Below are 21,809 nucleotides of genomic sequence, written 5' to 3'. Positions count from 1 at the left end.
CGAACCGCTCTTTTAAGGTTAATGGGCTTTGAGTAAATTCCAGTATTTTTCATAGATGTCGATGGCATCACCCACATCAGATTGCAACACGCCTTTTTCGATTTGCTCACTTGTTGGGAACAAAATCGGGCTTTGGGCGTCGTCTTCACTCAACAGCGGTTTGACTTTGTTGTTTGGCATTGAAAAGCCCATGGTTTCAATCACGGCTTTGGCGCTTTCAGGGCGGAGCATGAAATCAATGAATTTATACGCCGCATCCAGGTGCTTGGCGCCCGCTGGGATGGCGTAGTTATCCATCCAGAAAATCGCGCCCTCTTTCGGGTAGACAAATTGAATGTCTGGGTTTTCTTTGTGCGCACGGAAGGCTGAGCCGTTCCAGATCATGCCAATGTCCACTTCGCCTTGCAAATACGGCACCTCAGGGGTGTCGGAGTTGAAGGTGGCCACGTTTGGAATCAAGCTTTTGAGCGTTTCATAGGCTTGTTTAATTTCATCGGCGTTGGTGGTGTTTGGCGAGTGGCCGTCAAGCAACAACGCGATGTGAAACACTTCCCGCGAGTCGTTGGTGAGCAGCACTTTGCCTTTGTATTGCGCATCCCACAAATCTTTCCAACTGGTCACGTTGGCCGGATCTACAAAAGCGGCGTTCAAGCCAATGCCAGTGAGCCCGAAGATGTACGGCAGTGAGTAGTCATTGTTTGGGTCAAAGGGTTTGCCAAGCAAGTCTTGGTTGATGTTGGCCAAGTTGCTGAGTTTGCTTTTATCGATTTTTTGCAGCATGCCCTCTTTGGCCATGCGCTCGATATAGTAGCTCGATGGGAAAACAAGGTCGTAGTCGCTGTTTTTCATCAGCTTCATTTTGGAATACATCTCTTCGTTGCTTTCAAAGGTGGTGTAAATCACCTCAATCCCTGTTTCTTTGGTAAATTGGGTCAGCAATTGATTTGGAATATATTCTGTCCAGTTATACACATAGAGCTTTTCAGCCGCAAAAAGGGTAGAACTAAACAAAGCGAGGGTTGCAACAAGAAGCGATTTTAAACGACGTGGGGAAAATAGTGTTTTCAATTTTCAAATCCTCCAAAGCCTTAGAATCAGGCAGCACCAAAGTGCGGTTGATAAAATAAAGCGAACGCTGATCACTCAGCGTTCGCAGTATAGCAATAAGTGATTTATTTTGCATCATTTTCTCACTGGCGGAATTGCATAAAACGGTTCATGTCTTCGTCGTAGACAATCCACTGTTTTTCCTCGCCAAATTTAAAGCAGGCCACCGCGTGCTGCTGCGGTGCGTGGTAGTGCAGCCCGTCGTCGTCAAGGTGCAGCCAAGTGCCTTCGGCGATGCCCAGCACCGTTTTGTGTGGGTTCAAAATGCAATATTCAGCGATGCGCTCATCGCGGGTTTCGCCCATGTGCCCGTGCAGGCGGCTGTCGATGTAATGAGCGTTGATTTGAAACGGCACAAAGCCCAGCGCGCTGGTCACGGCCGCACTCACCGGGCACATATCATTGGTGGTGCAAATGGTTGGGCAGCATATCAGTGAGCCGGCGCTCCAGCCAACATAGGTCACGTTGTGGTTGAGCACCACATCGCGGATAGGCTCAATTAAGCCGTTGTCGTGCAGCATTTTGTTGAGCTGCCAAGTGTTGCCGCCGCTGACCATAATTACATCCGCTTGATAGACAGCCTCAACCGGGTCGTCAAATTCTTCAATGCCTTTGATGTTGAGATCCAAATCAGCAAAGCTGTTTTTCACGTCGTCCACGCGCGATTGCGCACTCATGCGCACCACCGCATAGGTGATGACCAGCACATTTTTGACCTTTTCGCGCACAAAACTGTCAATGATCTCCGCCAGGGCGTATTCCAAAATGCGGGTGTTATTTGGCACTTTTGCGTTGCTTAACATAAAAATATTCATAACAGCTCCTTTGGGTGGGTGATGGTTTTTATTCTACGCGCTTTGGGGCAAAGTGCGGTTAATCTAAGTCAAGTTTTAACAAAAAAGCCGCCAAGCGGCGGCTTTTGCTGTGATGTAGCTTAGAGTGATTTCATCGCATCGGCGACCAGTTCGGCCTCAGGGCCTAAGATCACTTGCATTGAATTGTCACCTACTTTAATCACTCCGCGAGAGAGTTGTTTGAGTGCGGCTTCATCAATTTTTGAACGGTCAACCAATTGCAAACGCAAGCGGGTGATGCACGATTCAATATTGGTTAAATTGGCTTTGCCACCCAGTGCGTCAGTGATGGCTTGCGCACGGGCGTGGAGGTCATTGCCAACCGCACTTTGCTTTTTGCCTGCAGCAGTGGCGGGCTCGTCGTCTTCACGGCCCGGTGTTTTGAGGTTGAATTTGGCAATCACAAGGCGGAAGACGAAGTAGTAAATCACCGCGAAGACCAAACCTTGAGCAATCAAGAAGTACCAGTTGGTCGCCAGTGGGTTTTTGGCAGAGAGCACCATATCCACAAGCCCTGCGGAGAAGCCAAAGCCCGCCATCCAGTGGAAGGTGGCGGCAATAAACACAGACACCCCTGTGAGCACGGCGTGCAGCACATAAAGCACAGGTGCAACAAACATAAAGGCAAATTCTAACGGCTCGGTAACCCCGGTGAAGAATGAGGCCAAAGCTGCTGCAAAGAGAATCGCTGCAACGGTGGCTTTTTTGCCAGGTTTCGCGCTGTGGTACATCGCCAATGCCGCGGCTGGCAAGCCGAACATCATAATTGGAAAGAAGCCCGCTTGATACATACCGGTTACACCTGGGATGGCTTTGCTGGCATCAATTGAGGCTTGGCCGCCTAAGAAGTTCGGGATATCGTTGATGCCGGCCACGTCAAACCAGAACACGCTGTTGAGCGCGTGGTGGAGCCCGACTGGAATCAGCAAGCGGTTGAAGAAGGCGTAAATCCCAGCGCCTGTCGCACCAGCGCTGGAGATGTTTTTACCAAAGGCAACCAAAGCGTTAAAGATGATTGGCCAAACATACATCATGATGAGAGAGACCACAATCATCACAAAAGACACCACAATTGGCACTAAGCGGCGGCCGCTGAAAAACGCCAGCCATTGTGGCAGTTGAACTTGATAAAAGCGGTTGTAAAGCTCAGCGGAGAGCACACCGACTAAAATCCCAACAAATTGGTTGGCGATTTTGCCAAAGGCTGCAGGCACTTGGTCAACTGGGATGCCTTTTAATTGCGCCACGGCACCTGGTGAGAGCAAGGTGGTGATGACAAAAAAGCCGACTAAGCCTGCGAGTGCGGCGGCACCGTCTTTGTCTTTTGACATGCCATAAGCCACACCGACGGCGAACAGCCACGACATATTATCAATGATCGCACCACCGGATTTGATCAACAAAGCAGCTAAGGCGTTGTCGCCACCCCAGCCATTTGGGTCAATCCAGTAACCGATCCCCATTAAGATTGCGGCCGCAGGCAGGGTCGCAACAGGCACCATTAACGCGCGCCCAATTCGTTGTAGATATGCAAGCATCTTTGCGCTCCTCTAGGCATTCGCCGCAGGGTTGGGTGACGAGTGCGGCGGTGTAAACGTTTTCATTTATCAGTTAAAAACAGCAATGGCAGGTGAGCTTCACCTAGGATCAGTATAGCAATATTCGGCCAAAATGCGCGGTGGGATTTTTATAAAATGTGATGCACGTCACTATTTATAGCCCTTTGGGCGCAAAAAAGCCCGCACCAGGCGGGCTAAAATCAAAAGTGCGGTCGCTTAGGCGGCCACGGCGATGCGTTTCATATCTTTCATGTAACCGCGCAACACTTTGCCGATTTGCTCGATTGGGTGCTCGCGAATGGCATCGTTGACATCACGCAGTTGGATGTTGTCGATTTCATCATTCACCACTTTTTCACCCAAATCACCGCGCTCAAGGGTTGGCATCAGTTTTTCCGCCATCAATGGGCCTGCGACAAAGGCGAACAAGTAGTTGCCGTATTCGGCGGTATCGGAGATAACCACATTCATTTCATACAAGCGTTTGCGCGCGATGGTGTTGGCAATCAGTGGCAGCTCGTGCAGAGATTCGTAATAGGCAGACTCTGGCAAAATGCCGCTTTTCACCATGGTTTCAAACGCCAGCTCCACGCCCGCTTTGGCCATGGCGACCATCAGCACGCCGTTGTCGTAGTACTCTTGCTCGCTGATTTTGCCGTCATATTGCGGGGCTTTTTCAAACGCGGTTTGGCCTGTTTGCTCACGCCACGTGAGCAGTTTTTCATCGTTGTTGGCCCAATCTTCCATCATAATGCGTGAAAACTCGCCGCTGATGATGTCGTCCATGTGTTTTTCAAACAACGGTTTGAGCAGCGTTTTGATTTGCTCAGACAACTCAAAAGCGCGGATTTTAGCGCTGTTGGAGAGCCTGTCCATCATCAATGTGATGCCGCCTTGTTTGAGGGATTCGGTGATGGTTTCCCAGCCGTATTGCACCAGTTTGGCGGCATAGGCAGGGTCTTTGCCGTCGGCGACGAGCTTGTCGTAGCACAGCAAGGAGCCGGCTTGCAGCATGCCGCACAAAATGGTTTGTTCCCCCATTAAATCGGATTTCACCTCCGCGACAAAAGACGACGCCAAGCAGCCTGCACGGTGGCCACCCGTTGCGGCCGCCCACGCTTTGGCAATCGCCCAGCCTTCGCCTTTCGGGTCGTTTTCAGGGTGCACAGCCAGCAGTGTTGGCACGCCAAAGCCGCGTTTGTATTCTTCACGCACTTCAGTGCCTGGGCATTTTGGTGCCACCATCACCACGGTGATGTCTTTGCGGATTTGCTCGCCCACTTCCACAATGTTCAAGCCGTGGGAATAGCCCAGCGCCGCGCCCTCTTTCATTAACGGCATCACCGCTTTGACCACATCGGAGTGCTGTTTGTCAGGGGTGAGGTTGATCACCAAATCCGCCTGCGGGATCAACTCTTCATAGGTGCCGACAGTGAAACCGTTTTCACTGGCGCGGGTGTAGGAGGCGCGTTTTTCATCAATCGCCGCTTGGCGCAAGGCGTAGCTGATGTCGAGGCCTGAGTCACGCATATTCAAGCCTTGGTTGAGGCCTTGCGCGCCGCAGCCGATAATCACGATTTTTTTGCCGCGTAAAAAGCTGGCTTCATCGGCAAATTCTTCGCGCGCCATAAAGCGGCAGCGGCCGAGTTGATCAAGTTGTTGGCGTAAATTTATGGTGTTGAAATAGTTCGCCATAAGGGCTCCTTTGCGTTTTATAGACAGTGATAGGAGTATAACGTAGAATGAGCATTGCGAAAATTGATATTATCGGAACTAATTATTGCATATTTTGCAACACAGGGGCGCTATGGAATTTCAACACCTCAAACTGTTTCTCGATTTGGTGCAAAACCAAACCTTCAGCCAAACCGCGCGCGAGCACCACATGAGTGCCTCCACCCTGTCGCGCCAAATCCAGCGCCTTGAGCGTGAACTTGGGCAAACCCTGCTGTTGCGCGACAACCGCCGCGTGCTGCTCACCCCGCATGGCGAGGCCTTTGCCGATTTTGCTCGTGAGCAGTGGCAACGCTGGCAGGCGCTCAAAGTGCGGTTTGCCGAGCACGAAGGGCTAGCCGGTGAGCTGCGGCTGTTTTGCTCGGTCACCGCGTCATACAGCCACCTGCCGCCGATTTTAACCGCCTTTCGCACGCGCTACCCCAATGTTGACATCACCTTGACCACGGGTGACCCAGCCTGCGCGATAGAGCAAGTGCGGTCAAACCAGGCGGATCTGGCCATTGTTGGCCGGCCCATTGCGCTGCCTGACAACATTGCATTTCATTATATTGGCGATATTCAGCTCTCGCTCATCGCCCCGCGCGTGGCCTGCCTGCCCACCCGCTTGCTGCAAGCGCAACCAGTGGATTGGCAAGCGATCCCGTTTATCTTGCCGGTGGCCGGCCCCGTGCGGGAGCGCATTGACCTGTGGTTTCGCCAAATGCACATTCACCAGCCGCAAATTTATGCCTGTGTGGCCGGCCACGAAGGCATTGTGCCGATGGTGGCGCTCGGCTGTGGTGTGGCGCTGCTGCCCGATGTGGTGATCAACAATAGCCCGATGCGGGATCAAGTCTCCTTTCTCACCCTGCCAAGCCACATCGCGCCCTTTGAGCTGGGCGTGTGCGCGCAGAAAAAGCAACTCAAGCACCCGCTGATTGCGGCATTTTGGGCAATGCTCGGGTAATTTTTCGATCGTCGTTCCAAAATTGCCCAGTGGGGGTGGTGTTTCCAAGGCGGGGCTTTTATACTTGACCGCACTTGCAGTGGGAGGCTGAGATGACATTGAAAAAGCGAGGGCTACTACTCTTAATACTCCTTGTTCCTGCCCTTGTGAGCCTAGCAGGTAGGCCATCTGTTATGCTCCTCAAGCGTTATCAAGGCCAATCACTGCAAGGCTGGGTGATGAGCGAAAAGCTCGACGGCGTGCGCGGATTGTGGGATGGGCAGCAGCTCATCAGCCGCCAAGGCAATGCCTTTTCGCCCCCGGCGTCCTTTCTTCACAATTTCCCGCCCTTCGCCATTGACGGCGAGCTGTTCTCGGCGCGGGGCGAATTTAGCCAAATTTCATCCATTGTGCGCAGCTATCACGACGCGCCCTGGGCGCGATTGAAGCTCCATGTGTTTGACGTGCCCAATGCCAAAGGGGATTTGTTTGCCCGCCTGCAAGTGCTGCGGGATTACCTCAAGCAGCACCCAGCGCCCCACATCGAGATCATCGAGCAAATCCCGATTGAAAGCACAGCGCATATGCAGCGTTTTTTGGCCGACATTGAGCAACTAGGCGGCGAGGGCGTGGTGGTGCGCAACCCCAATATGCCTTATCAGCACGGGCGCAGCAGTCAAATTTTGAAAGTGAAAAGCCGCTTTGACGACGAATGCACTGTGGTGCGCCACATTGCGGGCAAAGGGCAGTTTGCGGGCATGCTCGGTGCGGTGAGTTGTGTCAACCAATACGGCGTGTTTAAAATTGGCTCGGGCTTTAGCCTTGAGCAGCGGCAAAACCCGCCCGCTGTCGGCAGCACCATCACGTATCAATACCAAGGCTTCACCGCGCAAGGCAAACCGCGCTTTGCGATCTTTTTGCGTGAGCGCAATGACGCGGTGAACTAACCGCACTTTACTGACCGCACTTTTAGGCAAAGTGCGGTCGGGCTTATTTCGCCTCCTCTTCAAGGCTGTCGACTGGCTCGGGCAGCTCGCTGGTTTGCGCGCTTTCTTCTGGCGCTGGCTTGGCGTTGTCAAGGGCACTTTTCACCGCACTTTGCGATTTCTCGCCTTTGCCGTAAGGATGGGCATCAGCGGCCATTTCAGGGGCGAGGTGGCCGTCTTCTTTAAAGTCATTTTCAGCACCCGGTGGGCGCCAATCTACACTTTCGCCTCGCAAAATTGCTTGCATCATTTTGGCGGTTTCGTCATCGACTTGCTTGGCGATGTCGATCATTTTTTCATTGGCAAACATCGAGCGCTCTGGCTCATAAACATCCGCCATCAAATGCTGCTCGTAGCGGTTGCGGTGGTAGAACAGTGCACTGAGCTTGCGCGCTTTTTCTTTTTTAATGCCTAAGAGTTCAAGGGCAAATTTGCCGCTGCGCACGGAAGAGTCAAACACCTCGCGCACAATCACCGTGGCGCCCGCTTGATAGAGATCGTAGGTGTGCAGGCGATCGTAAGCGCGCGCGATGATCGGCAAGTTCGGGTATGTTTGGTGAACATAGCGCACAATGCGCAAGGTGTCGTCTTTGTTGTCGATGGCGATGATCAGCAATTTGGCCTGCGCAATGCCCGCGGATTCCAGCAACTCTGGGTGGGTGGCGTCGCCAAAATAGGTTTTGTAACCAAATTTGGTCATGCCCTCAACCAAGGTGACATCAAAGTCGATCACCGTCGGCTTGAAGCCACAGCAGCGCAGCAAGCTGCAAACAATTTGCCCGTAGCGTCCGTAGCCGGCTACCAGCACAGGGCTTTGCTGGTCGATGGTGTCCATCTCGCGCGCGTTGGTTTCAATCAAGCGTGGCTGCAACACTTTGTCGTAAAAAACAAACAGCAACGGCGAAATCAACATGGAGAGCGTCACCACCAGCAGCAACATATCCCCCAGCTCCCACGGGATAACCCACATCTGTTTGGTGAAGGCAATCAGCACAAAGCCAAATTCCCCCGCCTGCGCCAAGGCGAGTGCAAACAGCCATTGTTGCGCTTTTTTTAGCCTAAACATCACCGACAGCAGCCACAAAATTAGGCATTTGATCACAATCACCGCCACGGTTAGTGCCATGATGGTGCCAAATTGGGAAAACAGCATACGAAAATCAATGCCCGCGCCGACGGTCATAAAAAACAGCCCCAACAACAAGCCTTTAAACGGCGCGAGGTTGCTTTCTAACTCGTGGCGGTACTCACTGCTGGCGAGCACCACGCCGGCTAAAAACGCGCCCAAAGCGGGTGAAAGCCCAACGGAGGACATCAACAACGCAATGCCGATCACCAATGCGAGGGCGAAAATGCTAAACGCTTCGCGCAAATTGGCCTTGGCGATAAAGCGGAAAATCGGCTGGCCTAAAAAGTGGCCACCGCCGACAATCACCGTCATCACGCCGATGGTCACCAAGGATTTGACATAGCCGCTCATGCCCTCGAGCAAATCGTGCTGGCCTTCCACCACCGGCACGCCGTAGCTTGACATGGTCAACAATGGCAGCAACGCCAGCATCGGGATCACCACAATATCTTGAAACAACAGCACCGAAAAGGCCGACTGCCCGCCGGGGCTTGTGATTAAGCCTTTTTCACCAAGGGTTTGCAGCACAATCGCGGTGGAGGAGAGGGATAAAATGCAGCCAATGGCCAACGCCACCTTCCAAGATTGGCCCAGCGCGATGGCCACCGCCGCAAACGCAGCGATGGTCAGCCCCACCTGCAGCCCGCCCAAGCCTAACAGCTTGGTTTTCAGCTGCCAGAGTTTGTGTGGCTCAAGCTCAAGGCCGACCAAAAAGAGCATCATCACCACGCCAAACTCGGCGAAGTGTTGAATGTCTTTGATTTCATTGCCCACCAAGCCGAGCACCGGCCCAATCATAATGCCCGCGAGCAAATAACCGAGCACTGAGCCCAGCCCTAATCGCTTGAGCAACGGCACGGCAATGGCCGCGGCGGCAAGATAAATAAATGCGTTGAGTAAAATACTTTCCATTGTGCCTTAAATTCCTCCTTGACCGCACTTTAGGCTTTTTTCTTCACCACTAAGCCTGCAGGCGCTTGCGCCACGGGCATGATTTCAATGCGGTTGATGTTCACGTGCGCCGGCCGGCTTGCCACCCACAGCAGCGTTTCGGCAATGTCTTCAGGGGTGATGTAATCCACATTGGCATAAAGTGCGGTTGCTTTGTCGTCATCGCCATAAAAACGCACGTTAGAAAACTCCGTGCCACCGCACAAGCCAGGCTCCACGTTGGTCACACGCACCGCGCTGCCGACCAAATCGGCACGCAAATTGAGGCTAAATTGCTTCACAAAGGCTTTGGTGGCGCCATAAACATTGCCACCTGGGTACGGGTAGCTGCCGGCAATGGAGCCGAGATTGATGATGTGCCCACGGTTGCGCGCCACCATCTCAGGCAGCAGCGCGTGGGTGAGTGTCACCAGGCCTGTGATGTTGGTGTCGATCATCTGCTGCCAGTCTTTGAGTTGGCAGTTGGGTGCGTTGTCAACGCCAAGCGCAAGGCCGGCGTTGTTGATCAACACATCAATCTCGCGCCATTGGCTTGGCAGGCTAGCCAGCGCTTGGCGAACCGCACTTTCATCGCGCACATCAAAGGCCAGCGGGTAGCACTGCTCGCCGAGTTCTTGTTGCAACTGGGCAAGGCGCTCAGCGCGGCGGGCGGTGATAATCACTTTGTGGCCATGTTGGACAAATAAACGGGCGGTGGCTGCCCCAAACCCGGCGCTGGCGCCGGTGATCAACGCTAACATAAACACTCCTTTTTTAAATTTATTGGTGGGCATTAAAAAGATTGCAAATAAACGCAATGATTTTTGAATTATTGTAACATCTAAGCGGGGAAATCGAAGTGTCATACAAAAAATAATTGCATTTATTAGCTAAATTTAGTAATTAATGTATACAATTTGAGTTTTATCACAACATCACAACATAAGGAAGAACAATGCAAAACGTAGGTTTTATCGGCTGGCGCGGAATGGTGGGTTCCGTATTGATGGATCGCATGCAACAAGAGCAGGATTTTGCCAACATTAATCCTGTTTATTTCACCACCTCACAAGCCGGCCAAGCCGCGCCGGAATTTGGCGGCAAGCAAGCTGGCACCTTGCAAGATGCCTATGACATCGACGCCCTTGCCAAGCTTGATATTATCGTCACCTGCCAAGGTGGGGATTACACCAACGAGGTTTACCCGAAACTGCGCGCGGCGGGCTGGCAGGGCTACTGGGTGGATGCCGCCAGCGCCTTGCGGATGGAAAAAGACGCCATCATCGTGCTTGACCCGGTTAACCAACACGTGATTGAAGACGGCTTGAAAAAAGGCATTAAAACCTATGTTGGCGGCAACTGCACCGTGAGCTTGATGCTGATGGCGCTCGGTGGTTTGTTTGAGCGTGATTTGGTTGAGTGGATTTCGGTCGCCACCTACCAAGCGGCCAGTGGCGCAGGGGCGAAAAATATGCGTGAGCTGCTCGAACAAATGGGCGAACTCAACGCGGTGGTGAAACCTGATTTAGCTAATCCTGCATCATCGATTTTAGACATTGAGCGCAAAGTGACTGAGAAAATGCGCACCGATTTGCCGTGCGACAACTTTGGCGCACCGCTGGCGGGCAGCTTGATCCCGTGGATTGACAAATTGCTTGAAAGTGGCCAAACCAAAGAAGAGTGGAAAGGCTACGCCGAAACCAACAAAATTTTAGGTTTAAGCGACAACCCAATCCCGATCGACGGATTGTGCGTTCGCATTGGTGCGCTGCGCTGCCACAGTCAAGCGTTCACCATTAAAATGAAAAAAGCGCTGCCATTAGAGGAAATTGAGCAAATCTTAGCCTCTCACAATGAATGGGTGAAAGTCATTCCAAACGACAAAGAGGCTACCTTGCGTGAGCTCACCCCAACCAAAGTCACCGGCACACTCAGCGTGCCAGTGGGGCGCTTGCGCAAGCTCAACATGGGTGAGGAGTATTTAGCTGCCTTCACCGTCGGTGACCAACTCTTGTGGGGTGCGGCTGAGCCAATCCGCCGCATTTTGCGTCAATTGGTGGCCGCCTAAAACACAAAGTGCGGTCAGCGCACTTTTTAGTGGTGGGTAATAAAAGCACAGAATGTGTTTTGATTTGCGTCAATTTGCACAATTTGCACGCACTTAACCCCAAAAGCGAAAATTTTTTTGGATTAAGTGTTGACTTGAAGACGAAAAACACGTTTAATACGCACCACTAAGACGTTGCCCGGATAGCTCAGTCGGTAGAGCAGGGGATTGAAAATCCCCGTGTCGGTGGTTCGATTCCGCCTCCGGGCACCACTTTTCCTCCTTAGTTCAGTCGGTAGAACGGCGGACTGTTAATCCGTATGTCGCTGGTTCAAGTCCAGCAGGAGGAGCCAAATTCCAACCCAGTGGTCTCGCCACTGGGTTTTTTCGTTCTGGAGATTTTATGCAACATCTTGACCGCACGCCGTCTGCGCGTTTTTCCGCCGTGTTGGCGATCCTCTGTTTTGCCCCTGTGGCCGTGATGCTGATGCAAAACCTGCGCCTTTGGTGGCTTGACTACCCAGGCATTTTCTTCCATCTCGCGCTGTTTTTCCTCGTTGCGCGCCTTGATGCGCCCGTGTGGGGCAAAGCGGCGGGTTATGGCTGGCTTTTGCTTGATGTCACCGTGGGGGTGATGACACTCAACCACGTCAGTTTGGACATCGCCATGCCGATTCGCTTAGGCGGGCATATTTTTGCGGGCATTTGGCTGATGAGCAGCTCTTATCGCGGTTCATGGCTGGTGCGTGTGCTCGGCTTTATCACTGGCCTTTGGCTGTTTGGCTTCACCTTTGTGGCGCCTGCACTGCAATTGCCGATGGCGGCATTGGCGCCTGCGTCACTGATGACCATTGTGTGGCTCGCGGTGGTGGCGTGGAAAAACGGCGTGCAATAAAAAAAACCGCACTTTGTAGACCAAAGTGCGGTTGAGTAAGCCGTTCAAATGTTATTGCGCAGGTGCTGGCATCACAGGCTGGCGGCTTAGGCGCAGCAGTGATTGGCCAATTTCGTTGTCGTTGTAGATTTTGGTCACCACGTCTTGGAAGGCGCTGTTGAGCACCGCTTGGATCTTCTCGTTGTTCACGCCAAACGCACCCTCTTTGGTGTTGGTGGCAGAAAAGCTCTTGCTAAAGCTGCCCGCCGCGCCTTGCACGTTGACACTCACGGCCACTTTGCTGTCGATTTTATGCGACAGGTTGCCTTCTGATACTTTGGCGTAAAAATCTTTGATCACCACCACCACGTTGGCGTTGGTCGCCATGCCAGAGGCAACGCGAAAGCCTTTGCTGTTGAGATCTTGCTGTACGACTTGTTGGAACAATTGCGCCACTTCAGGGCTGGCTTGCAAGTGGCGCATTTTGCCGTTTTCGGCAAAGCTGGCGACCTCAGCGCTGGCGCGCTGATCTTGGGCGAGCACATTGACACTCACTTGTTGATTTTGTGTGCTGAAATTGGCACTCGGTGCTGGTGGCACAAAGTTGATGGTGTTGCTCACAGGCGCCTGGCAAGCACTCAATGCCACGCACGCACCCAAAAGTGCGGTTGCAGCGACGGTTTTTTTCCAATTTTTCATATAAACTCCTTTGGCTAATTCATCCGATAGTGTTATTGTGGCAAACTCTCGAGATAATGTATAGTGTTTCCATGAGGGTGATATGAACCAACAACAAATCGAAGCCATTTTACACGCCGAATTTGCACCGCACTTTTTGTCGGTAGAAAACGAAAGCCACCTGCACAGTTCAGGCAAGGGGGCGGATTCGCATTTTCGTATTGTGCTGGTCAGCGATGCCTTTGACGGCAAACGTGCCGTGGCGCGCCACCAGTTGGTTTATCAAGCGTTAAATCAAGGCAACAACGGCGTGCATGCCTTGGCGCTGCACACCTTCACCGCGCAAGAGTGGGCCGAGCGTGACGAGGTGATAGCCTCACCGCGCTGTGCCGGCCATGGGAAATAGCCGAAAAGCGGTTGAAAAATCACTAACAGACGAATTATTTATTGCTAAAAAATTAAACCTCTGTTTTGTTCTTCAAAATCCCGAAAAATAGCGCGATTAGATCAAAAAAAAGTGTGGTTAAAGTGGAATTTTAGCCCTTTAATTGGTTACAATAGTGTTCTTTTATTAGCAAAATTTTAACGAATGAGCATATTCAAAGCGCCCTGATCGCGGATGTGCTTGTTTTGATGGAAAGAATTTGAGTTTTTAACGTTGCTTAGCATGGCAACTTTGGCCTAGCCGGGTTGCTATTGCTTCTAGGGCTCAAAACGAGGCCACACCGCACTTTGTGGTGTGGCGTGATGTAAACCTAACTGATAAGTAGTGCTAACATATGATTACGATTAAAAAAGGCTTGGACCTTCCTCTGTGTGGGAAACCAGCGCAGGTAATCCAGAATGGCCCCGCCATTACTGAAGTTGCGGTGCTTGGCGAAGATTTTGTGGGAATGCGTCCGTCGATGAGTGTGCGAGAAGGCGATGTGGTGAAAAAAGGCCAGGTGTTGTTTTCTGATAAGAAAAACCCAGGCGTGAATTTTACTGCCCCTGCCAGCGGCACTGTCACGGCAATCAACCGCGGCGCTAAGCGCGTATTGCAATCTGTGGTGATTAAGGTTGAAGGTGACGAGCAAATTACGTTTGAAAAATTTGACCGCCAACAGCTGGCCTCACTGAGTGATGAGCAAGTGCGCAAACAGCTGCTTGACGCGGGCCTTTGGCGTGTGCTGCGCACCCGTCCATTTAGTAAAGTGCCACAAGCCAACAGCAAACCAGCGGCGATTTTTGTCAACGCCATGGACACCAACCCGCTGGCGGCAGACCCATCCGTTGTGATCAACGCCGATGTTGATGCCTTTCACGACGGGCTGGTGATTTTAAGCCGCTTAAACTGCGACAAACTCTATTTGTGCAAAGCCGACGGCGCACCCATCACCGCGCCAAGCATTGCCAAATTGCACGTTGAAACCTTCAGCGGCCCGCATCCAGCTGGCTTGGCAGGCACCCATATTCACTTTTTAGACCCTGTGAGCAACACCAAAACCGTGTGGACTGTCAACTATCAAGATGTGATGGCCATCGGTAAATTGTTCACCACCGGTGAAATCAGCACCGATCGTGTGATTTCACTCGCCGGCCCGCAAGTCAAAGAGCCGCGTTTGCTGCGCACTTGCGTGGGCGCGTCATTGACTGAATTGACCGCAGGCCAACTCAAAGAGGGCGAAAACCGCGTGATTTCAGGCTCTGTGCTCAACGGTACGATCGCGGATGCACCGCACGCCTACCTTGGCGCCTACCACTTGCAGGTTTCTGTGCTGCTTGAAGGGCGTGACAAAGAGCTCTTTGGTTGGATTGCGCCAGCCTCAGATAAATTCTCAATCACCCGCACCACCTTGGGGCACTTTTTACGCAGTAAATTGTTCCCGATGACCACGGCGGTGAACGGCAGTGAACGTGCGATGGTGCCAATTGGCAGCTATGAGCGCGTGATGCCGCTTGATATTTTACCAACAATGCTATTGCGTGATTTGATCGCCGGCGACACAGACGAGGCGCAAGCGCTCGGCTGCTTGGAGCTCGATGAAGAAGATTTGGCCCTGTGTACCTATGTGTGCCCAGGCAAATACGAATACGGCCCAATCTTACGCGATATCTTGACCAAGATTGAGAAGGATGGTTAAAAATGGGTTTGAAACATCTGTTAGAAAAAATGGAGCCTGCGTTCTTACCTGGTGGGAAATACGAAAAATTCTTCGCGCTGTATGAAGCAGCCGCCACAATTTTTTATACCCCAGGGACAGTCACACGCACCAGCGCACACGTGCGCGACGCCGTTGACCTCAAGCGTATGATGATTTTGGTCTGGCTTGCGATCTTCCCTGCGCTGTTTTATGGCATCTACAACGTGGGTGGCCAAGCGATTGTGGCACTCAATCACCTCTACCAAGGTGAAGCGCTGCAAGCAGTCATCAACAACGACTGGCACTACTGGCTGACCGAAAGCTTGGGCGGCACGTTAGCGCCAAACGCCAGCTGGGGCAGCAAAATGCTCCTTGGTGCAACTTACTTCCTGCCAATTTACATCACTGTGTTTATCGTTGGTGGTTTTTGGGAGGTGCTCTTTGCCATGGTGCGCGGGCATGAAGTCAACGAAGGCTTCTTCGTGACCTCAATTTTGTTTGCGCTCATCGTGCCACCAACTTTGCCATTGTGGCAAGCGGTGCTGGGCATCACCTTTGGTGTGGTAGTTGCCAAAGAAGTGTTTGGCGGAACGGGTAAAAACTTCCTCAACCCTGCATTGGCAGGCCGTGCGTTCTTGTTCTTTGCTTATCCGGCCAATATTTCAGGTGACGCCGTGTGGACAGCGGCTGACGGCTTTACTGGCGCGACCGCACTTTCACAATGGAGCAGCGGTGGTGAAGCAGGCTTAATGCACACCGTGACTCAGCAGCCAATCACCTGGCAAGATGCCTTTATCGGCAACATTCCAGGCTCAATTGGTGAAGTGTCAACTTTGATGCTGATTATCGGGGGTGCGATTATCATCTTCGGCCGTGTTGCCTCATGGCGCATTGTGGCGGGGGTAATGATTGGCATGATCTTAACCTCAAGCCTGTTCAACCTGATTGGCTCAGACACCAACCCAATGTTCTCAATGCCATGGTATTGGCACTTGGTGCTCGGTGGTTTTGCCTTTGGTATGTTCTTCATGGCAACCGATCCGGTTTCCGCCTCGTTTACCAATAAAGGTAAATGGTGGTATGGCGCGTTGATTGGGGTGATGTGCGTGTTGATCCGCGTGGTTAACCCAGCCTACCCAGAAGGAATGATGTTGGCGATTTTGTTTGCTAACTTGTTCGCGCCATTGTTTGACTACCTTGTCGTTCAAGCGAACATCAAACGTAGGAGAGCGCGTAATGTTTAAGAAAGATAGTGTTTTCGGCACGCTGGTGGTGGTTATCCTCGTCAGCCTTGCCTGTTCTGTTATCGTAGCGGGCTCTGCGGTGAGCTTGAAGCCGTTGCAAGAAGAGCAAAAACTGCTCGATAAACAAAAAAATATTTTAAGCGTGGCAGGCCTGCTTGAAAAAGGCGCCAACATCAAAGAAATTTACGCCGAGCGCATTGAACCGCGCTTAGTTGACCTCAACACGGGTGACTTTTTACCAAAAGAGGCATTAAAAGACTTTGATGAAACTAAAGCCGCGAAAGACCCAGAGTCCAGCATTGCCTTGTCCCAAGACGAAGACGTGGCGAAAATTCGTCGCCGTGCTAACGAAGCGGAAGTTTACTTGGTGAAAAACCCGCAAGGCAAAATCGACCAAGTGGTGCTGCCAATCTACGGCACAGGGTTGTGGTCTGTGATGTATGGTTTTGTCTCAGTTAAGCCAGACGGCAACACCCTCGATGGCATCACCTACTACAAACAAGGTGAAACCGCTGGTCTAGGCGGCGAAATCGCCAACCCATTGTGGCAAGAAAACTTTGTCGGCAAAAAACTCTATGACGACAACAACAACGTTGCCATTCATGTGTCAAAAGGCGGCTCAGCCGACAAAGCCCACGGTGTGGATGCACTCTCTGGGGCAACCTTGACCAGTAACGGTGTCCAAAACAGCTTTAAGTTCTGGTTTGGGCCGAAAGGATTTGGTCCTTTCTTGCAAAAATTGAGAGAAGGAGCATTAGATAATGAGTAAGAGTAATGCAAAACACTTGCTGTTCTCGCCAATTTTAGACAACAACCCAATTGCCTTGCAGATCCTCGGGATTTGTAGTGCCTTGGCGGTGACCACCAAAATGGAAACCGCGGTGGTGATGGGCATTTCGGTGTGTTTGGTCACAGCATTTTCCAGCTTTTTCATCTCATGCATTCGCAACTACATTCCAAACAGTGTGCGTATCATCGTGCAAATGGCGATCATCGCCTCACTGGTTATCGTGGTTGACCAAGTGCTGCGCGCCTTTGCCTACGACATTTCAAAACAATTGTCGGTGTTTGTGGGCTTGATCATCACCAACTGTATTGTGATGGGCCGTGCAGAAGCTTTTGCGATGAAAGAAAAACCTTTCGACAGCTTCCTTGATGGGATCGGTAACGGTTTAGGCTATGGTGCGATTTTGATTAGCGTGGCCTTTTTGCGTGAGCTTTTAGGCTCTGGCAAACTCTTTGGTATCACCATTTTGCAAACCGTGAAAGACGGCGGCTGGTATCAACCAAACGGCTTGTTCCTGCTCGCACCGAGTGCGTTTTTCATCATTGGGTTTATCATTTGGGGCTTGCGCACAATGAAACCTGAACAAGTTGAGAAGGATTAATACAATGGAACATTATATTAGTTTATTTGTGAAATCCGTATTCATTGAGAATATGGCGCTGGCCTTCTTCTTGGGGATGTGTACCTTTTTAGCGGTATCGAAAAAAGTGTCAACGGCTTTTGGCCTTGGGATTGCGGTTATCGTGGTGCTGGGCATTGCGGTGCCGGTCAACAACGTGGTTTACAACCTCATTTTGCGTGACGGCGCGCTGGCAGAAGGCGTGGACTTGAGCTTTTTGAACTTCATCACCTTTATCGGGGTAATCGCCGCACTGGTGCAAATCTTGGAGATGGTGCTGGATAAGTTCTTCCCTGCGTTGTACAACGCGCTCGGTATCTTCTTGCCATTGATCACCGTAAACTGTGCCATCTTTGGTGGTGTGTCGTTTATGGTGCAACGTGACTACAACTTTGCTGAGTCTGTGGTTTACGGCCTTGGCGCCGGCACCGGGTGGATGTTGGCCATTGTGGCGCTGGCAGGTATTACGGAAAAAATGAAGTATTCAGACGTGCCAAAAGGCCTCAAAGGCTTAGGCATCACCTTCATCACCGTAGGCTTGATGGCGCTTGGCTTTATGTCGTTTTCTGGTATCCAGTTATAAAAGGGGAGTGAAATGGAGATTATCTTAGGTATCGCAATGTTCACCCTGATTGTGCTGGTTTTGGCAGTCTTAATCCTGTTTGCCAAATCCAAATTGGTGAACTCAGGCGATGTAACAATTGAAATTAATGAAGACCCACAAAAAGCTATCCACATCCCAGCGGGTGGCAAATTGCTCGGCGCCTTGGCCAGCAAAGGGATCTTTGTCTCATCTGCGTGTGGGGGCGGTGGCTCTTGCGGGCAATGTAAAGTGAAAGTGCTCAAAGGGGGCGGTGACATTCTGCCTACCGAAATGTCGCACATCAGCAAAAAAGAAGCGAAAGAAGGCTGGCGGTTGTCTTGTCAGGTGAACGTGAAAACCGACATGGAAGTGGAAGTGGAGCCGGAAATCTTTGGTGTGAAAAAATGGGAATGTACCGTTATTTCCAACGACAACGTGGCCACCTTTATCAAAGAGCTTAAACTGGCCATCCCAGAAGGGGAAGAAGTACCGTTTAGAGCTGGTGGCTACATTCAAATTGAGGCTGACCCACACACCGTGAAATACGCCGATTTTGACGTGCCTGAAGAGTACCGTGAAGACTGGAACAAATACAACTTGTTCCGCTATGTATCGAAAGTCGACGAGCACATTGTGCGTGCCTATTCGATGGCGTCATACCCTGAAGAAAAAGGCATCATCATGCTCAACGTGCGGATTGCAACCCCGCCACCGAACAACCCTGATGTGCCACCAGGACAAATGTCGTCTTATATTTGGTCGCTCAAGCCAGGTGATAAAGTCACGATTTCTGGGCCGTTTGGTGAATTCTTTGCTAAAGACACCGACGCAGAAATGGTCTTTATCGGTGGTGGTGCGGGCATGGCGCCAATGCGTTCACACATTTTTGACCAGCTCAAACGCTTGCACTCCAAACGCAAAATGTCGTTCTGGTATGGTGCCCGTTCGAAACGCGAAATGTTCTACGTGGAAGATTTCGACACCTTGCAGGCCGAAAACGACAACTTTGTGTGGCATGTGGCGCTCTCTGACCCATTGCCAGAAGACAACTGGGACGGCTACACCGGCTTTATCCACAACGTGCTTTATGAAAACTACCTCAAAAACCATGAAGCGCCAGAAGATTGTGAATACTATATGTGTGGGCCTCCAGTGATGAATGCGGCCGTTATCGGCATGCTGAAAAACTTAGGCGTTGAAGACGAAAATATCCTCTTGGATGACTTCGGCGGTTAATTCACTGGCATTAGGATTAAAAATGCGTAAAAACACGATGATTAACTGGCTGGCCCTCATCGGGCTAGCCTTTTTTATTAGCGCCTGCTCCCAGCCGAAAAAAGAAGTGGTGCTGGCAGGCAAAACCATGGGCACCACCTACCATGTGAAATACATTGTCGGCGGTGATGACAAGATTGCCGATGAAGAGCAAATTCACCAAGGCATTGACGCGGTGCTCGCTGAAGTCAACCGCCAAATGTCGACCTACATGAAAGATTCGGAGATCTCGCAATTCAACCAACTGCGCGACACCCAAACCGCACTTTCGATTTCACCCGAGTTTGGCCGCGTGGTGAAAGAGGCGATTCGGCTTAATAAAGTGACCGACGGCGCGCTTGATGTCACCGTTGGCCCGCTAGTGAATTTGTGGGGCTTTGGGCCAGAGCATCGCCCCGACAAAGCCCCCACACAGGCCGAAATTGATGCTCGCCGCGCGTGGGTGGGCATCGACAAGCTCATTTTAGCCGAGCACAACGGGAAATACACCCTGCGCAAAACCGTGCCTGAGCTGTATCTCGATCTCTCCTCCATTGCCAAAGGCTTTGGGGTGGATCAAGTGGCCGATTATTTGAAGGCGCAGGGGATTAAAAACTTCCTTGTGGAAGTCGGGGGCGAAATCAGCGCCAAGGGCGAAAACAGCGCCGGCGCGCCGTGGCAAATCGCGATTGAAAAGCCGGAGTTTGACGGCACCCGCGCGGTGCAGCAAATTGTGGGGCTCAAAGACATGGGCATGGCCACCTCAGGCGATTACCGCAACTATTTTGAAGAAAACGGCGTGCGCTTCTCCCACGAGATTGACCCGGCCACTGGCCAACCGATTCAACACCAGCTGGCATCGATCACCGTCATCACGCCGCAATGCATGACGGCCGACGGGCTCTCCACTGGCCTTTTTGTACTCGGGGAGGACAAAGCGATGGCGCTGGCGCAAAAAGAGGGCTTGGCAATTTACATGATTGTTAAGACAAAGCAAGGTTTTGAGATTAGAATGTCGGATGCATTCAAACAATTAATCAAAGAATAGGACAGGGTATGAAGGTTTTTTTGATCACATTTGGGGTGTTTTTGCTGGTGATTTTGGCCATGTCGATCGGGTACATCATCAAGCGGCGCACCATCTCGGGCAGCTGCGGTGGCATCTCAAGCCTGGGGCTTGAAAAAGTGTGCGACTGCCCTGAGCCGTGCGACAAACGCAAAGCCAAAATGGCGCAAGAGCAAGCCCGCCTTGACAAACTCGCGCAGCAAGAGCGCATTTTATAAGGAGGTGGTGATGCATTCAGCAACCTTTGCCGCGCGCAATACATTAACTGATGGCGAGCGCGCGGCCAACGGCGAGAAAAAGGTGATTGTCGGGATGTCGGGCGGGGTGGACTCGTCCGTGTCGGCCTACATTTTGCAAGCCCAAGGCTACCGCGTCGAAGGCCTGTTTATGAAAAACTGGGAAGAAGACGACGACAGCGAGTATTGCTCCGCCGCCGCTGACCTGGCGGACGCCCAAGCAGTGTGCGACAAGCTGGGCATCACGTTGCACAAAATCAACTTTGCCGCCGAGTATTGGGACAACGTGTTTGAGCATTTTTTGGCTGAATATAAAGCCGGCCGCACGCCAAACCCGGATATTTTGTGCAATAAAGAGATCAAATTCAAAGCCTTTTTGGACTACGCCGCCGAAGACTTAGGCGCCGATTTCATCGCCACCGGGCATTATGTCCGCCGCGGTGAGCGCAATGGCAAAACCGCACTTTTGCGCGGGCTGGATGGCAACAAAGACCAAAGCTATTTTCTCTACACCTTAAGCTATGAGCAAGTGGCGCAAAGCCTTTTCCCCGTGGGCGAGTTAGAAAAGCCCGTGGTGCGCCAAATTGCCGAAGAGCTGGGGCTGGTGACGGCGAAAAAGAAAGACTCCACCGGCATTTGCTTTATCGGTGAGCGCAAGTTTAAAGACTTCCTCGCGCGCTATTTGCCCGCCCAGCCTGGCAACATCCGCACCGTTGACGGCGAGGTGATAGGCCAGCACGACGGCTTGATGTATCACACCCTCGGTCAGCGCAAAGGCCTGGGCATTGGCGGCTTGAAAAACGCAGGCGAAGAAGCGTGGTACGTGGTGGACAAAGACGTGGCCAATAATGAGCTGATCGTCGCCCAAGGGCACGACCACCCGCGCTTGTTCTCCCAAGGCTTGATCGCACAACAACTGCATTGGGTGGATCGCGAAACCCTCACAGGCGAAATCACCTGCAGCGTGAAAACCCGCTACCGCCAGCAAGACATCCCATGCCGCGTGATCCCGCGCGGTGACGATGGCATTGAAGTGCGCTTTGATGAACCACAAAGTGCGGTCACGCCAGG

General features: G+C 51.9%; 21 protein-coding genes and 2 tRNA genes. 16 read left to right on the top strand and 7 right to left on the bottom strand.

The features are described from left to right. Positions 1–18: 18 nt before the first annotated feature. From HPC37_RS08950 to ilvC, 4 genes are all read right to left on the bottom strand, one after another. Positions 19–1,068: an extracellular solute-binding protein gene (locus HPC37_RS08950; RefSeq protein ID WP_208122797.1), complete on the bottom strand. Its 1,050-nt coding sequence runs from the start codon at positions 1,066–1,068 to the stop codon at positions 19–21. A gap of 122 nt (positions 1,069–1,190) precedes the next feature. Continuing rightward, positions 1,191–1,922 carry a dipeptidase PepE gene (gene pepE / locus HPC37_RS08945; RefSeq protein ID WP_208122796.1) on the bottom strand — a complete coding sequence of 244 codons (732 nt, stop codon included), beginning with the start codon at positions 1,920–1,922 and terminating at the stop codon, positions 1,191–1,193. Between the two features lie 119 nt (positions 1,923–2,041). Beyond that, on the bottom strand, positions 2,042–3,499 hold the full coding sequence (nagE, locus tag HPC37_RS08940; RefSeq protein WP_208122795.1) for an N-acetylglucosamine-specific PTS transporter subunit IIBC: 1,458 nt from the start codon (positions 3,497–3,499) through the stop codon (positions 2,042–2,044). A 237-nt stretch (positions 3,500–3,736) separates the two neighbouring features. Beyond that, positions 3,737–5,215, bottom strand: a complete 1,479-nt coding sequence (gene ilvC / locus HPC37_RS08935) for a ketol-acid reductoisomerase (RefSeq protein ID WP_208122794.1) — start codon at positions 5,213–5,215, stop codon at positions 3,737–3,739. Positions 5,216–5,327: 112 nt separating this feature from the next. Here ilvC and ilvY point away from each other — a divergent pair, with 112 nt between their 5' ends. Together ilvY and HPC37_RS08925 are read left to right on the top strand one after the other, a co-directional pair. After that, positions 5,328–6,203, top strand: coding sequence for an HTH-type transcriptional activator IlvY (gene ilvY / locus HPC37_RS08930; RefSeq protein WP_208122793.1), 876 nt, complete (start codon positions 5,328–5,330; stop codon positions 6,201–6,203). 92 nt (positions 6,204–6,295) lie between these two features. Further along, positions 6,296–7,129, top strand: coding sequence for a DNA ligase (locus tag HPC37_RS08925; RefSeq protein ID WP_208122792.1), 834 nt, complete (start codon positions 6,296–6,298; stop codon positions 7,127–7,129). Positions 7,130–7,172: 43 nt separating this feature from the next. On the opposite strand, the gene HPC37_RS08920 is transcribed toward HPC37_RS08925, so the two are convergent. After that, positions 7,173–9,209, bottom strand: a complete 2,037-nt coding sequence (locus HPC37_RS08920) for a monovalent cation:proton antiporter-2 (CPA2) family protein (protein ID WP_208122791.1) — start codon at positions 9,207–9,209, stop codon at positions 7,173–7,175. Between the two features lie 29 nt (positions 9,210–9,238). Continuing rightward, positions 9,239–9,988 carry an SDR family oxidoreductase gene (locus HPC37_RS08915; RefSeq protein WP_208122790.1) on the bottom strand — a complete coding sequence of 250 codons (750 nt, stop codon included), beginning with the start codon at positions 9,986–9,988 and terminating at the stop codon, positions 9,239–9,241. A 194-nt stretch (positions 9,989–10,182) separates the two neighbouring features. Here HPC37_RS08915 and asd point away from each other — a divergent pair, with 194 nt between their 5' ends. The 4 genes from asd (at position 10,183) to HPC37_RS08895 (ending at position 12,169) form a co-directional block, all read left to right on the top strand. Beyond that, complete coding sequence (gene asd / locus HPC37_RS08910) at positions 10,183–11,295, top strand: aspartate-semialdehyde dehydrogenase (protein ID WP_208122789.1); 1,113 nt, start codon at positions 10,183–10,185, stop codon at positions 11,293–11,295. Between the two features lie 176 nt (positions 11,296–11,471). Further along, positions 11,472–11,547 (top strand) — tRNA-Phe (locus HPC37_RS08905). A gap of 4 nt (positions 11,548–11,551) precedes the next feature. Further along, positions 11,552–11,627: transfer RNA gene (locus HPC37_RS08900), tRNA-Asn, on the top strand. A gap of 50 nt (positions 11,628–11,677) precedes the next feature. Continuing rightward, positions 11,678–12,169, top strand: a complete 492-nt coding sequence (locus HPC37_RS08895; RefSeq protein WP_208122788.1) for a hypothetical protein — start codon at positions 11,678–11,680, stop codon at positions 12,167–12,169. A gap of 51 nt (positions 12,170–12,220) precedes the next feature. On the opposite strand, the gene HPC37_RS08890 is transcribed toward HPC37_RS08895, so the two are convergent. After that, a complete protein-coding gene (locus tag HPC37_RS08890; protein WP_208122787.1) occupies positions 12,221–12,847 on the bottom strand; it encodes a YajG family lipoprotein in 627 nt (208 codons plus the stop codon). A gap of 82 nt (positions 12,848–12,929) precedes the next feature. Between HPC37_RS08890 and HPC37_RS08885 the strand changes: the two genes are divergently transcribed. From HPC37_RS08885 to mnmA, 10 genes are all read left to right on the top strand, one after another. Beyond that, positions 12,930–13,232 carry a BolA family protein gene (locus tag HPC37_RS08885; protein ID WP_208122786.1) on the top strand — a complete coding sequence of 101 codons (303 nt, stop codon included), beginning with the start codon at positions 12,930–12,932 and terminating at the stop codon, positions 13,230–13,232. A gap of 373 nt (positions 13,233–13,605) precedes the next feature. Continuing rightward, a complete protein-coding gene (locus tag HPC37_RS08880) occupies positions 13,606–14,949 on the top strand; it encodes a Na(+)-translocating NADH-quinone reductase subunit A (RefSeq protein WP_208122785.1) in 1,344 nt (447 codons plus the stop codon). A 2-nt stretch (positions 14,950–14,951) separates the two neighbouring features. Beyond that, a complete protein-coding gene (locus HPC37_RS08875) occupies positions 14,952–16,193 on the top strand; it encodes an NADH:ubiquinone reductase (Na(+)-transporting) subunit B (protein WP_208122784.1) in 1,242 nt (413 codons plus the stop codon). Then, positions 16,186–16,962 (top strand): Na(+)-translocating NADH-quinone reductase subunit C, encoded by a 777-nt coding sequence (locus tag HPC37_RS08870; protein ID WP_208122783.1) that lies wholly within the window; start codon positions 16,186–16,188, stop codon positions 16,960–16,962. The genes HPC37_RS08875 and HPC37_RS08870 overlap by 8 nt, the downstream gene beginning before the upstream one ends. Beyond that, positions 16,955–17,581, top strand: coding sequence for an NADH:ubiquinone reductase (Na(+)-transporting) subunit D (locus HPC37_RS08865; RefSeq protein WP_208122782.1), 627 nt, complete (start codon positions 16,955–16,957; stop codon positions 17,579–17,581). Before HPC37_RS08870 ends, HPC37_RS08865 begins: the two co-directional genes overlap by 8 nt. A 4-nt stretch (positions 17,582–17,585) precedes the next feature. After that, the gene (gene nqrE, locus HPC37_RS08860) at positions 17,586–18,182 is read left to right on the top strand and encodes an NADH:ubiquinone reductase (Na(+)-transporting) subunit E (protein WP_208122781.1); all 597 of its coding nucleotides are present in this window, start codon (positions 17,586–17,588) and stop codon (positions 18,180–18,182) included. A gap of 12 nt (positions 18,183–18,194) precedes the next feature. Continuing rightward, a complete protein-coding gene (nqrF, locus tag HPC37_RS08855; protein ID WP_208122780.1) occupies positions 18,195–19,418 on the top strand; it encodes an NADH:ubiquinone reductase (Na(+)-transporting) subunit F in 1,224 nt (407 codons plus the stop codon). 22 nt (positions 19,419–19,440) lie between these two features. Further along, positions 19,441–20,484 (top strand): FAD:protein FMN transferase, encoded by a 1,044-nt coding sequence (locus HPC37_RS08850; protein ID WP_208122779.1) that lies wholly within the window; start codon positions 19,441–19,443, stop codon positions 20,482–20,484. A gap of 8 nt (positions 20,485–20,492) precedes the next feature. Next, the gene (gene nqrM / locus HPC37_RS08845) at positions 20,493–20,720 is read left to right on the top strand and encodes a (Na+)-NQR maturation NqrM (protein ID WP_208119933.1); all 228 of its coding nucleotides are present in this window, start codon (positions 20,493–20,495) and stop codon (positions 20,718–20,720) included. Positions 20,721–20,730: 10 nt separating this feature from the next. After that, the coding region (gene mnmA, locus HPC37_RS08840; protein ID WP_208122778.1) for a tRNA 2-thiouridine(34) synthase MnmA at positions 20,731–21,809 on the top strand (1,079 nt) is incomplete at its 3' end.

It is taken from the genome of Spirabiliibacterium mucosae (assembly GCF_014884965.1).
GTDB lineage: Bacteria > Pseudomonadota > Gammaproteobacteria > Enterobacterales > Pasteurellaceae > Spirabiliibacterium > Spirabiliibacterium mucosae.
The sequence above is the reverse complement of the archived record's forward strand: the minus strand, read 5'-3'. Positions and strand labels throughout refer to the sequence as shown.